We start from the raw sequence: 15,047 nt of genomic DNA, 5'->3' as shown, positions 1-15,047 counted from the left end.
CTTTTGGTATAAGAATGACTTAAACACTTTCTTTTTCTCAAGGAGTAGATTTCTTCGAACAAAGTATGGTAATGACCTTACCAATCAGTCTCTAAAATAAGCATACCAATAATTTTGCTTGTTTGTATATGTCATTTGCTTTTCCGGATATTGCTTTTCTTTGGTTTAACGCTTAGAATCGACTGAAAGAAAAAGTTATAACAAATCATAATTAAACCAAGATGAAAAAAATCAGGACAATACTATCGATTTTAATCGCTACCACCCAGTGTTTGAATGTTTTTACTGGTTCGGCACAATCTTCAAGGATTACAGCGCCCCCATACAAAACCCCGGAGCTTCCGATAGAACAGCGTGTTGACGACCTGATATCCCGCATGACGTTGGAAGAAAAGGTAGGCCAGCTAAACATCCCCTGTGCCTACCACACCGAACTTGGGTGGGGGCTTCACGGTAAAACCCCGCCTTTATGGGACATGGAAGCGACCCGTGAAGTGAGGGACAAACAACTGGACGGATGCCGGAAATGGGCTGCGGGTACACACAATAATGTTTTTGGCCCTGGGGGAGGGTTCTTTACACTTTCTGACAGACTTATTTATGAAGGGACTAGACGTCAGGCCGAAGTGATGAACGAGTTGCAAAAGATTGCTATTGAAAAGACCAGGTTGGGTATTCCTTTACTGCAGATAGAAGAAGGAACTCATGGGTTGATGTGCCCCGGGGGAACAATATTTCCTGAAGGATTGGCAATTGGTGCCACCTGGAATAAGGATATGGTAAAAAGGATTTATACTGTTGCAGCAAAAGAGGGCAAATCGATTGGGGTTCATGGGTTATGTACCTTGGTAATTGAACCAAACAGGGATCCGAGAATGGGCAGGAATGAAGAAGCGTACAGTGAAGACCCCTATATGTGTTCCCAAATTGCTGGGAGCATTGTTGAGGCCATCCAGGGATACGATATTTCAGCACCTGATAAGCTGATTTCATTTCTTTGTCATTATCCTGGTCAGAGCCAACCTATAAGCGGATTGGAACGAGGGGCAATGGAGATTTCTGACCGAAAGTTCAGAGAAGTATTTTTACCTTCATTTAAAGCAGGAATAAAGAAGTATGGAGCATTAGGTGTTATGGCGACTTATCCAGCCATTGATGGAGAGGCCGTTCATAGTTCTGAAAAGATTCTTACCAAAGTACTTCGTGAAGAATTGGGGTTTAAGGGTATTGTTGTCAGCGAAGGAGGTGGTCTTGGGACAATCATAGAAGAAAGGCATGCAGCAACACAAAAAGAGGGAGGGATTTTAGCAATTAAAGCTGGAGTTGATGTGGGGATTTCATTTGAAGATGCGTATATGGATGGGCTGATTGAAAACGTTAAGGAAGGGAAAATACCCATACAGTTGGTAGACAGGGCCGTATCTAGAATATTGAGGTTAAAATTTCAGATGGGGTTGTTCGAAAATCCCTATGTTGATGTTGAACATGCTGTAAAAACAGTTCACAGCGATGAGAACCGTAAGCTGGCTTTACAGGCATCGAGAGAGAGTATTGTATTGTTAAAAAATGACAAAAATATATTGCCTCTTAGAAAAGATATCAAATCTATTGCAGTTATTGGCCCCGATGCAGATGCACCGGTCGAACAATTGGGTGATTATTTTCCCCATAATATACCGCAAGATGTTGTTACTGTTTTAGAGGGTATTAAAAACAAGATTTCTTCAGAAACAAGGGTTTCCTACGTGAAAGGCTGCAATGTAATAGGTGATAAACTTAATGAGATTGAAAAGGCCAAATCTGTAGCAAGGAGTGCTGACGTTGCTGTTGTAGTAATCGGAGAAGGTGGATACACAACTAATGGAGAAGGTAGAGACGTTGCCAACCTTGATTTGACGGGCATGCAGGAAGACCTTCTGAAAGCAGTCTACTCAACGGGGACACCTGTAGTTGTAGTTTTAATTAATGGGAGAGCATTGTCAATACGCTGGACGTCGGAACATATTCCAGCAATCGTTGAAGGCTGGATGTGTGGGGAACAGGGAGGAAATGCCATTGCAGATATACTCTTTGGTGATTATAATCCGGGAGGGAAACTCCCAGTTACTTTTCCGCGTCATGTAGGCCAATTCCCGTTCTACTACAATTACTCTGCGACAAAGGCTCATACGAAATATATCGACATGCCAGGAACACCGTTATATGAATTCGGGTACGGGTTAAGTTATACTAAATTCGAGTATAGTAACCTTCAGATGCCCAAAGAAATACATACTGGAGATGAACCCGAAATTTCAGTTGACATAACAAATATAGGCGAACGTAGAGGCGACGAAGTGGTACAACTATATATAAATGATCTCATTAGCAGTACTTCCAAGCCGATAAAGGAATTGAAGGGTTATGAAAGGATTACACTTGAACCGGGAGAAACCAAAACTGTAAAGTTGAAGCTTACACCAGAAGATTTATCTCTATTTGATCGTAACATGAATTTTGTGGTTGAGCCAGGTCAATTTAAAGTGATGGTCGGAAGTTCATCTGAGGACATCAGAGTTAAAGGTGTATTTGAAGTGAAAGAATAATATTCTCCTAATTTACTAATAAATGAAAAAAAAAGAATGAAGAAAGCGTATAGTTTGTTTGTTATCTGCTTGATTCTGCTCAACTACACTTCATGGTCGCAGACTATTGGGACCAATCCAGAGGATGGAAGAGGAACGTACAAAAACAGAGTTTTTTTTAATCTTGAACGGTACTGGGATAGCACTAAGGTTTGTAATAATCCCCATAAAGGCTGGTGTCTACATTACTATGACAACGGTATAAAAGAATATGGCAACCGAATGGCGGTTGATGATTCACTTCCAGATTTTCCAGGACTCAACGACATATATTTAAGGCTTGCGTGGAGTTATCTTGAACCCGAAGAAGGTGTTTATAATTGGGCTGTTATTGACACCATAATAAACCGATGGATTACATGGGGACATCCCATCTCATTTCGGATTACTTGCAAGGAAACAGAAATTGTTTATGCTACACCAGAATGGGTAAAAAAAGCAGGCGCCAAAGGAAAGTTTATTGAGCATCCGGACCTTAATATAAAAGCTTGGGCACCTGATTATGGTGATCCAATTTTCCTAAAGAAGCTTGAAGATTTTCAAAAAGCTTTTGCTGCTCGTTATGATGGGAAGCCATGGGTAGAATACATTGACATTGGAAGTATTGGTGATTGGGGCGAAGGACATACAGCATATTCAGGAAGGAAAGATGTTCCTGTAGATATAGTAAAAAAGCATATTGATATGTACAAACGTTGCTATAAAAAATCAGTCTTGATTCTCAGTGATGATTTTATTGGGCAACGTGAAACAGATGATGGTTCAGATTATGAGATATACCGTTACGCCCTTGAAAACAGGCTCGGATTCCGCGATGATAGCGGTAATGTATTATTGTATAAAAAATTGGGATTCGGTCCTTCTTGTATTCGTACACCGGAATTATACAGTAAAGTTTATAAAGATATACCGGTAATTTTAGAGTCTGATCATTACGGGGCCGCTTTAAAAAACGGAATGTGGGGTGATGGTTCTGGTTTCGAAAAAGCAGTGATTGAAACACATGCGACAATAATAGGGTTCCACTATTATCCGCGTGAATGGCTTAAAAATAGTTATCAATATGCATCTCGTCTTGCTAATCTTTGTGGTTACTGGTATTTCCCAAAATTTGCCCTGATGCCTGATACATTTCGGACTTGTTCAAACCACAATTATATCAGGATAACTTGGGAAAATCACGGAGTATCTCCAGCCTATTACAGATATCAACTTTTCATCAAGCTAGTTAACAAGAACACTAAAAATGAATTTGTTCAGCAGCTAAAGGAATCGGATAACAGAAATTGGCAACCACATGAAATAATTGCAGAACAATACATAATTAACTTGAACAAAAATATTGCGGAAGGTAAATACGATTTACTAATTGGTATGCGTGATGAGTATGGCTATCATAATAAAAGCATTCAGCTTGCCATTAAAAAAGAAAGGGAAACTAATCAAGGGTGGTATAAGCTTGGGGAAGTAATTATTAAGTAAAGCACTATGGTATTCTATGCTTTGGAAAATTGAACATGTAGGAATTTAACGTCACTATTGGGATTTATTAAGTAGAATGGAATTGAGGAGAAAGAATATAAGTTTATTATTGACACTTTATTGGTTATGTAAATTAAATTATGTGTTTTGTTAGTTGATTCGGCTATTGATAATACACAGATTGATGTACTGAATAATTGTCAAAGGTGTCTTACTGATAATATTTTGGTGTTGAATTGACATGTGTCATAGCATATAATATTGATTATCAACTGGTTTTTGTTTCGGTAATTAGGCTGATAAATATAATATCATTATGGGTTTCCAGAGAAGTATTTGATCAGATAGAGGTACAAATGCGAACCAATCGCTATATGCTTACATATTTATGGCTACCAATTACAATGGTAGTAAGAACGGGTTCTTTTAACCGATGGTGCATACCGGAAAGAAGTAGAAGTCACGTCAATCAACAATTATGTCTTCTGGGGATATTCCATTGGATCAACCAATGAAAAAATTGTACTGAATAAAATAATGATCAAAAATCCAACGGAGACAATGAACGAATTGTAGCTTTTGAAATAGACGAATGTATAAGAAAATTTTAAATAGATAATGAAAAACAATATGAAAAAGTTTTTGAGAGTTGCTGCCATTGCTGCGTATATAATGACAAATGCAGTTTGTCAAATGTTTGCTGGAGACCCTCCGGATTTGAATCAATATTTAAAAAAAGCAACCACTTGGAAATTCACAACACTTAATAAGGATGTACCGGTAAACATATATTTTGGGGGAGGTAAGATCGGTTCTGAAGGTGATGAAGTAATTATTTATATGAAAAACATAGCATGGGAAAGAATTGGCCAAGAATCAGATCTTTCCATTCTTAGTGATTATTTAAGTAAAAACTTTATCGTAATTACGATTGATTTCGGGAACGATAAACTAGCCATCTCACCAAACTTTGATAAAGATCTATTTCAAATATTTAGGGCTATATATGGCTATAAGACAGAATCGTTACTTACTGGCCTTAATCTTATTGCAAAGGAATTTAGGTGCTTTTTTCTCCCTGAAGGATATCGTGTTGACACTAACTTAGTTTATTGGGATATTCAAAAATATGGAGCTTACGGAACATTGGATTATATACTGAAATCATATAACGAAGATATTGTACCTAAGCTTCCCGGCTTAAAACCTGCAAAGTTTCCAAAAGACATGGTTGACAGGTTTGGAAAACCTTTTGATTTTACTGTAAAAATGGATATTGTTTATCCATCGCAAGCAAAGAAAAAAATCCCCACTGTTGTTTATTCTGCATGGCAAGCAGCAAGAAACCCAAATGGCGAGCCAATTGGCTATCTACCTCATTTTGCAGGATTCACAACGCGTGGATATGCTTATGTTATTATGGGACACTGTTATAATCCCTGTGTTGTCCACTTTTTTCATTATCTGAAATTCTCGCTTGATGAATGGGACGGATTTGCTTGCTATACTGCAGCGATGCGTTACTTGAACAAATATTCTGACATGTACTCATTGGATACAAAACACATTGGTATGCTTGGTAATTCAAAAGGGGAATATGCCGTTACCAGACTTTCTGACCCACACCATGAAGGAGGAAAAGAGATCAAACCATTTAAAGGCTATCCAGAAGGTTCGCCTGAACCCCAACCATGGGAAGGATATCCTTCAGATATAGCTGTTGGATATCAATCAATGGGGATGGGGCTTTTTGAAACACAATACATTACCAAGGACTATGCTCCAACAATTGTTGCTTGCGGAGAAAATGAACAAGATATGATTAGTAAAAAAGCCCACCCTGCATTTGTCAAACGACTTGAAGAATATGACGATAATTACATTAACTTGTTTATGGAAGGACTGGGACACATTGTGGCTCATGGGTATGACAAAAAACTTGGAGTAGATAGGTATCAGTTAGTGCATGATTTTTTTGACAGGTACTTAAAAGTTGAAGATAAGATTCCGCCTGCTGTTTTGCTTGTCTCACCGTGTGATAGCATGGAAAATGTATCTCCCGATGCGAAAATTGTAATAGACCTGGCTCCTGTTATTGACAGCGAAAGTATTTTCAGTGGCAAAGGCATTGTAATTAAGAAAACGAAAAGCAACAAAATGGTGGAAGGGGATTGGAAAGCATCGCATGGCGGTACAAGATACTGTTTCACTCCATCTCACGTCCTGAATAAAGATGAACAGTACAGCATTGCTATTACAACAAAGGTAAAAGACACTGCTGGAACACACCTGGCACATGAGAAAACGACATATTTCAAGGTTACAGCAGAATAGAATGCGAAATGCCAACAAATATATTTTTTACTTAAAATAGATATGGTATGCAAATAAAAATCAAAATTTTCATAGCAACGTTCGCGTGTTTTACGATATTTTTCTATGGTTTCAGATGTATTGACAAAAATAACGATGAGACCATCAAAATCGCAAACTCAGAATGGATGGCAGAAAACCTCAATGTAAACACTTTTCGCAATGGCGACCCTATACCTGAAGCCAAAACGGACGAAGAGTGGATAAAAGCAGGACAGGAAGGCGTACCTGCCTTTTGCTATTATGAAAATAAAGCTGAAAACGGCGATAAATACGGAAAATTATATAACTGGTATGCAGTAACCGATCCCCGCGGTTTGGCTCCCGAAGGATGGCATGTATCCAGCGACGCCGAGTGGAGAGAAACTACCGACTTTCTTGGCGGGGAAGATGCAGCCGGAACTAAGATGAAAAGCAACAGCGGATGGCTTGACGACGGAAATGGAACCAACGAGAGCAATTTTTCAGGATTGCCCAGCGGGTGCCGCGACCTGAACGGAAAATTTAGCCGCATAGGCAAAATAGGCTTCTGGTGGACATCTACTCAGTACGACTCGACCCTGGCGTGGTACCGCTGCATCGATAAAGTTCCCTGGTACGTATACAGAACCAACTATTATAAACGAAATGGCTTGTCAGTTCGATGCATAAGGGATTAATTGGAATTGTTTTCTGTACAGCAACAGTAAAACAACGAATACTAATTCTAATATTTAATTTAACGTAAACAAAAGGAGATAAAATAACATGAGATCAAGAAAGAACTATATATTACTTTTTTTGAGCCTTTTCATAATTTATACAGAAGCGATAGGTCAGCCAATAGACACCAAGAAATTACAGAAGATACGCTTAAAAATGTATGTTGCAGAAGGTTTGGTATATAACGATAAGTCGACACTGAATTCAAATTGGAATAAAATTACCGAAACGCCCGATGGCAAAATCTGGTTTTGCGGCGCCGATCACTGGGGAACCGATGAAGCAATCGGCGACTTTACCTGGGACGACCGGTATAAAAGGCCGTGGGGCTTCGGGAATACATCCATATGTTCCTATGATCCTGTACAGGATAAAGTTGCCTTTGAACTGGAGTTAGACAAAGCAAGCGTAATATATTCCAATGCAGAAACCCCCGGGTACGGAAAAATACACGGTAATATTGCTGCAGATTCCAGGGGTATGCTATATTTTGCCGGATACCAGGGCATGTCGTACATGCACGAATATACACGGGCCTATTATCCAAAGAGCTATGCCGGTGGCGCTATCATAAAATACGACCCTCAAACCAAAAAAACCGAATACCTTGGCATCCCATGTCCCTATGGCGCTATTGTAGGTTTGTATTACGATGAGAAAAGAAACGTACTGAATGGCATTACAGTAGACCGTGCAAAATTCTGGAGGTTAAACCTCGCCACAATGGAGCTTAACCGTTATGAATCCGTTGCCCGCATGGGCCGTGTGGTCGATAGGGTACGTGAAATGATAATGGATAAGGACGGGTTCTGCTATTTCGCAAATGACATTGGGGGGCTGACAAAATTTGACCCCGACAAAGAGATATTTACCGATATCGACGTAAAGCTACCGGGGGAATCAATGGATTTTCGCGCTTCGGTTGTATCATCGCAAAACATTATTTACTGTATCTCCAACGACGGTTATGTATGGAGTTTTGAACCCCATACCAATAAATTAGAAACTTTCGGGCATGTAATAGGTATGCCGGGGCAGGGACACTATACCCCCAATATAGCGCTTGATGAAGAGTGGGGAAGGCTATATTTTATTGCCGGTAACCATGGCGGCAAAGTGATCGAGAGTGCTCTTGAAATACTTACAATCCTCGACCTAAAGTCAAAAAAATATTATTGGGCGGGGCAACTGGAAGGAGTGGAGGGATGTTTCGGAGCGCTTACTACAAAAAACCATACGGTATATTTTAGTTGTTTTGGCAATTATTACTCCGGCGATAAAATTGAGAAAAATTCCAAAGGGAAACCCGCTACTCGGCCATATCTTATTAAGTATAATCCGCCTGAAAATCTTGGGTCATTAAAATGCCCTACAGGAACTGCAAAATAAACTGAAAAATCATAAATCCTAAAGGGAAAACAAATGAAAAACAATAAAATATTACTTACCGGATACATTATTTTCTTATTGGTCTCAGGCAATGTTGTAAGCTCGTTTGGGCAAAGAGAAGGTGCGATAACCAAGGGTACAGTAACAAAACATATTCTTATTTCGAATGGTCCGCAGGGCCCGGTGCTAGGAGGCGAAAGCGCTGTAACAGATATGATACTGATGAATGACGGCTGGGTTTATGGAAGCACAAAAGCCACCTGGGGAGCCCAGAACTGTCATCTTTTCAGGACCGACGGCGAAAAGGTGGAACATGTGCTGAATGTAACATCAAAGTTTCGCGGGCAAACATCGGTCAATGATCTTTGTGTTGGCCGAGGAAATGTCCTTTTCGGATGTACATCAACCTATAACGATGTACTGGACGACTCTACCAAATCCTATGAAGGAGGACATCTCTTTTCATTCGACCCGGTAACAAAAAAAAGCGAAGACTTCGGCATAATAGCCGCGGGGCAGGGAATAAACTGTATTGTTGTCGATTCGGTACGCGAAAAAATCTATGGTGTAACCTATCCTTCCGGCCATTTATTCTCTTACGATATGAATACAAGGACAACAAAAGACATTGGAGAAGTTATGAAACCATGGCGGGTTAAAGACCTTGGCAGGGTTTCGTGGAGAGGAATTCCCAAGATTCTTATGCTTGACGATGCCGGTACCCTGTATTTTTCAGCGTATTACCATAAAGAAGTAGGAATGACAAAACAGGAACTTATGAAAGGAGGTATATCCTCCTATTCAGTTCATTCCGGGGGACTTATATACAGGCTTAATTACGGTGACGAAAAGCCGGTTTTTACAGGCGCTAAAATTCCCACACAACAAGGAATGGATTCCGACCCGCTCTATGAAAACGGCATAGCTTCGGCTATACGGGCACGCGACGGGGGTTTCTGGTGCGGTACAATCAACGACGGGTTCCTTTTCAAATTCCATCCTTCAACTTCCACAGTAATAAACAAAGGAAAAGCCTTTCAGTATTGGAACCTTAAATCGCTTGCTTATGGTGGCGACGGAAAACTTTACCTGCTGGGCGGGAGGGATGAAGACAATTCTTGGATACTTTGTTACGACCCTGTAACCGGATCCATAGATTGCCTTGGCTGGCCTGATAATACCGCACAATGCAGTATAATCTGTGCTGACAGGAAAGGTCGGATTCTGATTGCTGAAAACCTTAGACATTCATTTATCTGGATATATGAGCCTGAAAAGTAATTAAATAGGTACTTGATAGTTAGTAAAGTCTATATATACATCTAAAATTATTGTACATGAAAAACGGAAAGTCTTCTTACAGTGAATCGCCTTACACCTGTTATCGAGCCCCTTCGCCAATCACTATTGACGGCGATTTAACCAAACCGGTCTGGCAAAAAGCACGTAAATCGCCTCGCTTTGTCGATATGATTAACGGTTATCCGGGTTATTTCGATACGCGCGCAGCAGTACTCTGGGACGATGAAGCTCTCTATATCGCCTTCTGGGTTGAAGAACCATTTGTCGAAGCAAAATTGACTCAGCGCGATGATATTATTTTTCAGGAAAACGATGTTGAGGTGTTCATTGATGGCGGCGATTGCTACTACGAATTTGAGATTAATGCACTTAACACAGTTTATGAGGTGTTTTTTATCTGGCAAGACGCTTTTAAAAAGTTTGATGCCAAAGAATTCGACGTCCATTCAAGAGATGCTTTCACTTTTGGTGGTAACCACGACCGTGATGCTCCGACATTCTGGCGGGGAAATCACCCAAGGGGGCTGAGATGGGCCTATACCGACTGGGATATAGCAGGACTTCGCTCAGCTGTTCAAGTCCAGGGAACGATTAACGATAACACGGATATTGACAAAGGTTGGACCGTAGAAATCGCATTCCCGTGGAGTGGGATGAAACACTTGGCTAAAGATCGTAATTTGCCACCTCAGCAGGATGATATATGGAAAATATTCTTCGGCCGTTTTGGTAAACATCTGAACGGAAACGGTGTAATACAAAACGCCATGTCTTGGGACAAAATTGGAGATAACGACAACCATAAGCCTGAATTGTATACGCCTATTTTGTTTTCAAATAAAAATACACCGGGAGTTTAAGATGATCGCTGTTCGTCGCGCTACAACTTGGTAAAGGTTAAAATTCAAAAGAATGAATGTTTTGAGAGAAAGAATATGGCTTGTTTATACAACTCTTGCAGCGCTTAGCTGGTCTGTGTGGGGAACATTGACCAAGTATGTTTCAGGTGAAGTGAACCCCTATACCTATCAAATTTTATTTACTGCAGGCATGTTGTTCTCTTTACCATTCGTGATTTACAGATGTAAAAAGAAAGATGTAAACCTGAAGGGAATTGTTTGGGGAACCAGTACTGGCCTATTGGCGGTAATTGGAAACATATCTGTTTATCAATCTTTTAAAATGGGAGGACAAGCATCAGTAGTTATTCCATTTACAAATCTTTATTCGTTGGTCACTATCCTGATCGCACTCCTGATTTTTAAGGAAAAGATCCGTCTTATAAATGGCATTGGAATATTGATTGTGGTACCTGCAATCATAATACTGTCGGGTCAATCTCAACTGTTCACCGGCCCCGGCTTGTTTTTTCAGCATATGAAACCGGAAATTTGGGTATTGTTTGCCTTCTTAGCTCTTTTTCTGTTTGGATTATTTAGCGCTACACAAAAATTAACGGCCAATTTTATTCCAACTGAATGGTCTTACTTAAGCTTCATCGCTTCATCGGTTTTAATATCGGTTGGTTTTATCCTATCGGGATTGGTTGAATTTAAGTTTTCAACGCAAACTTTTTGGGTTGGATCATTGGCAGGATTGGTCGACGGGTTAGGCGTTTTATTCGTTTATGCTGCCTATCGGGCCGGAGGAAAGGCGTCTCAGGTAAGTCCTGTTGTTGCTACGCTTCAACAATTGTTCACCATTGGTTTGGCATTATCGCTTTTGAAAGAAAAGCTTTCAATGGTTGAATTTGCAGGTATTGGTTTGGCAGTTATCGGGTCCTGGTTTCTCTTGTCCGACAAAAAGGTCATTCCAATTCGTCCTTTAGATTTTAAACTTTTAAACTAGAGAGACATGACAAAAATTACAAATCTCTATGGCCATGTATTTTTAATCCTGATCGCTTTTTTTGCAGTTGTGCTACCACCAGTTTCAGCATCCAACTGGTACGTTGATGGAGATGCTGTCGGCACCAATGACGGAACCTCGTGGCAGAATGCATGGACAGGCTTCGGAAGTGTAGTTTGGGGTGTAAGCGGCGTTAAGGCCGGGGATACCCTATTTATTAGCGGGGGAAGCCCCTCAAAAACATATTCGGAGACTTTGAAGGTTGGAACATCTGGATCCTCTTCTTCTCCAATAGTAATAAAAGCGGGCCAGAATAAGGACCATAATGGTGTAGTTACTTTTAGTGGAGCAGGCATTGATTTGAACCAAAAATCTGATATTACAGTAGATGGTAATTATGATAACCAAAACCACATCCTATTTACCGGCGCCGATATAGGCATAACAAATGGAACAAACGGGCATATGATAAACAATATTGATTTTGATAAGGTAGGGATGGGCATAAACATCAATGGCGTTCTAAATGAAATTCATCATTGTTCGCTCTCCAATGTCAACGGCGGCACCCATGAATGGGCGGCAATCCGGTTATCAGGCGGCGCCCCGCAGTTTGATCAAAATAAAATCCACGATAATTATATTTCTATCTTATCCGGCCAGGGAAACGGTTATGGCCCTGATGGCATTCAAACCAGTTCGGGCCTCTCGGTTTATAACAATATTATCACAGCAGAAAAGGCCACTACCAGCCTGCTCACACCTGAACACCCTGACTTTTTACAGGCGGGAGGATCTAATTTTTTAAAAGTATATAACAATGAATTTCGTAATGTTGCTGATGCTGCGATCCAGCTAGGCGTATGGTTTGACCATGCTTATAACAATGTATGGATATACAATAACATCTTTAGGATTGTGGATCAAATTGACGGTTATCCTGAATATATCCGTCTTTATGCAGGTCCCGGGAAAATACTATCAATAGATAATCTAAAAATACTAAACAATACCTTCGTCGATAACAGTGATAAGTATTTACCAATTCGTATCATGGGTTATGCTGCAAATCCAACCGGATCGGGCAATGAAATCAAAAACAATATATTTTATAACATGGGGACCAGCGCTTCATTTCCGGTGGTACACATCGAGGAGAGTACCGGCTGGACGGAAGCGTCTTGGACATTCAGCAATAACATTTATTACGGGACTAGCGGATTGCCTTACATATTCTTCAGGGGACAGAGTTATACAATTCCACAGTGGAAGGATAGCAATGAGCCTTCGGCTATTACGAGCGCTCCAAAATTTATGAGCTATGTTCCGAATGAATTGACCAATGATTTTCATTTGACCTCAGGTGACACTGTTGCCCGTGATAAAGGCATTGACTTGGGCGCCTACTTCACAACCGACAAAGACGGTGTCATCCGCGCTGAGGGTATTGCATGGGACATCGGGGCTTACGAAGCCAGTAGTGTTTCAACCCCTTCCTCTGATAAAGCCCCACCGGGCAACCTCACAAACTAACTGCTGCTGCCGTTACGGATAAACAATAGACCTGTCGTGGACGGCAAGCACAGCTAATGTTGGAATAACAGATTATAGAGTAGAATGTTGTGAGGGAGAAGTTGTCTCTCCTTCACGAATATTTTTAGTTTTTAAAAGAGTATTAATTTAATAAGTAAATCGGAAATGATTCAAAAACAAATTTTATTTGCATCGATACTATTTGGAATCTCCTTGCCTGGTTGCCAAAACAAAGTAAAGGACATTGAATATTTCTGTACTCACAAAGTGGCATTAGACAAAGAGAACAAAATAGTTCCCTGGTTCACACCACGCGAAAAAGCTTTCGACCATTTTCTTCACCTGCGCTGGGATTACATAAAGACCAAAGTACCTAACAGTCCAGGACCTACTCCGCGGTCGAATTACCCGCAATATTATTTTTATTGCGGCTTCAAAAACAATAAGGTGCAGGATTATGATACATGGATGAACGACGTGGCGGAAAAAATACCCAACTGGTTCGAAAATGCCCGTCTTTATTACGCTTATACGGGCGATACCAGTGTGATGGTGATTATCAAGAATATGGCCGACTATTACCTTAGTCACGGTACAAGTCCCGCTTCTTTTGCCTGGTCAAATTTCCCATATACTACCACCAATGCCGGGGACACAATCTTTCAGGGATTTACAAGTGCAAAACGCTTCCAGCTACACGAAATACAGGTTGACCATGCAGGCGAAATGGGATTGACTTATTACAGGATGTACCTTTATTCAGGCGATAAAAAATATTTAACAGCTGCTATAAACGTTGCCGATGTTTTGGCCGCCCATGCAAAAGAAGGAAACGCTGAAAAATCGGTATGGCCCTACCGTGTATTGATGACTACCGGAGAGGCTATAGCAGAATATGGCGCAAACTGGACGGGGTGTTACCTGTTATTTGATAATTTAGTAAAAGCTGGTATTGGTAATGTAGATAAATACAGGGATGTCCGCGACAAGGTAAAAAACTTTATCCTCGAATACCCAATGAAGACAGGGTATTGGACCGATGGGCATTCGGATTCGGACATAAAAAGCAATACCTATAAAAGCAACCTGAGTGCCAATAATACCACGTTGTGTATGTTCGACTTTCCTGAATTCGACCCCGAATGGAAATCAGACATCCCTAAACTGATTAAATGGGCAGAAGATAACTTCATTTTCAGATCGGAGCCCGGAGAACCTTCAACGATGTGGGGAGCCAATATTGTAGGCGAACAAGATTCCTTTATGTTTAAAATGGATTATCAAACGGCGAGGTACGCTGCGGTCTGTGCCCGATGGTACGCGGTCTCAGGAGACGAATCATTCAAGGAAAAAGCTTACCGCTCATTAAGCTGGGTCACCTATTGTAATGACTCGGTAGGTATGGCTTTTGAAAGTCCTGTTAGCAAGAATATTTCGACCTGGTGGTCTGATTGTTATGGCGAATGCCCCCGAATGTTTTATCAGGTATTTGCCGGTATTCCTGAGTGGGCGCCTCCTCACGAAAATCATATCCTTTACTCAGAAGGCATACTGAAAGATATTCAGTATACTGAAAACCAGGTAAAATATTTCGCCTTAGATCGGAATGAAATTGTATACCTGAGATTGGCCTTTAAACCCTCGCAGATAACTGTAAACGGTAGCGCGATATCTGCCAGTCAGGAATTAAAACCCGGTTCTTTTAAGCTGAAGGACCTCGGGCAGGGAGACTACGCATTAACAATCTGGCAAAAAGACGCCGGGAAGGTTTTAGTCTCAAAATAATCTGATATC

The 15,047-nt window shown here is 40.6% G+C and carries 10 protein-coding genes; all 10 read left to right on the top strand.

Annotated features, from left to right (window positions below):
- Window positions 1-221: 221 nt before the first annotated feature.
- The 10 genes from AQPE_RS01535 to AQPE_RS01490 all read left to right on the top strand — a co-directional run bounded on the left by AQPE_RS01535 (window position 222) and on the right by AQPE_RS01490 (window position 15,038).
- On the top strand, window positions 222-2,585 hold the full coding sequence (locus AQPE_RS01535; protein ID WP_318349279.1) for a glycoside hydrolase family 3 C-terminal domain-containing protein: 2,364 nt from the start codon (window positions 222-224) through the stop codon (window positions 2,583-2,585).
- 36 nt (window positions 2,586-2,621) lie between these two features.
- Window positions 2,622-4,106: a DUF4832 domain-containing protein gene (locus AQPE_RS01530; RefSeq protein ID WP_318349278.1), complete on the top strand. Its 1,485-nt coding sequence runs from the start codon at window positions 2,622-2,624 to the stop codon at window positions 4,104-4,106.
- Window positions 4,107-4,724: 618 nt separating this feature from the next.
- Entirely contained in the window at window positions 4,725-6,440 is a 1,716-nt protein-coding gene (locus tag AQPE_RS01525; protein WP_318349277.1) for an Ig-like domain-containing protein, read from the top strand.
- A 47-nt stretch (window positions 6,441-6,487) separates the two neighbouring features.
- Window positions 6,488-7,138, top strand: coding sequence for a fibrobacter succinogenes major paralogous domain-containing protein (locus AQPE_RS01520; protein WP_318349276.1), 651 nt, complete (start codon window positions 6,488-6,490; stop codon window positions 7,136-7,138).
- A 199-nt stretch (window positions 7,139-7,337) separates the two neighbouring features.
- On the top strand, window positions 7,338-8,570 hold the full coding sequence (locus tag AQPE_RS01515) for a ligand-binding sensor domain-containing protein (protein WP_318349275.1): 1,233 nt from the start codon (window positions 7,338-7,340) through the stop codon (window positions 8,568-8,570).
- 33 nt (window positions 8,571-8,603) lie between these two features.
- On the top strand, window positions 8,604-9,851 hold the full coding sequence (locus AQPE_RS01510; RefSeq protein ID WP_318349274.1) for a ligand-binding sensor domain-containing protein: 1,248 nt from the start codon (window positions 8,604-8,606) through the stop codon (window positions 9,849-9,851).
- Window positions 9,852-9,907: 56 nt separating this feature from the next.
- Window positions 9,908-10,732: a carbohydrate-binding family 9-like protein gene (locus AQPE_RS01505; protein WP_318349273.1), complete on the top strand. Its 825-nt coding sequence runs from the start codon at window positions 9,908-9,910 to the stop codon at window positions 10,730-10,732.
- 52 nt (window positions 10,733-10,784) lie between these two features.
- Entirely contained in the window at window positions 10,785-11,720 is a 936-nt protein-coding gene (locus tag AQPE_RS01500; protein WP_318349272.1) for a DMT family transporter, read from the top strand.
- A gap of 69 nt (window positions 11,721-11,789) precedes the next feature.
- On the top strand, window positions 11,790-13,253 hold the full coding sequence (locus AQPE_RS01495) for a choice-of-anchor Q domain-containing protein (protein ID WP_318349271.1): 1,464 nt from the start codon (window positions 11,790-11,792) through the stop codon (window positions 13,251-13,253).
- A 165-nt stretch (window positions 13,254-13,418) separates the two neighbouring features.
- A complete protein-coding gene (locus tag AQPE_RS01490; RefSeq protein WP_318349270.1) occupies window positions 13,419-15,038 on the top strand; it encodes a hypothetical protein in 1,620 nt (539 codons plus the stop codon).
- Window positions 15,039-15,047 lie beyond the last annotated feature (9 nt).

This window comes from Aquipluma nitroreducens, from assembly GCF_009689585.1.
Classification (GTDB): Bacteria; Bacteroidota; Bacteroidia; order Bacteroidales; family Prolixibacteraceae; genus Aquipluma; species Aquipluma nitroreducens.
Note: the sequence above shows the minus strand (reverse complement) of the source record. Positions and strands in the feature narration are given on the sequence as shown.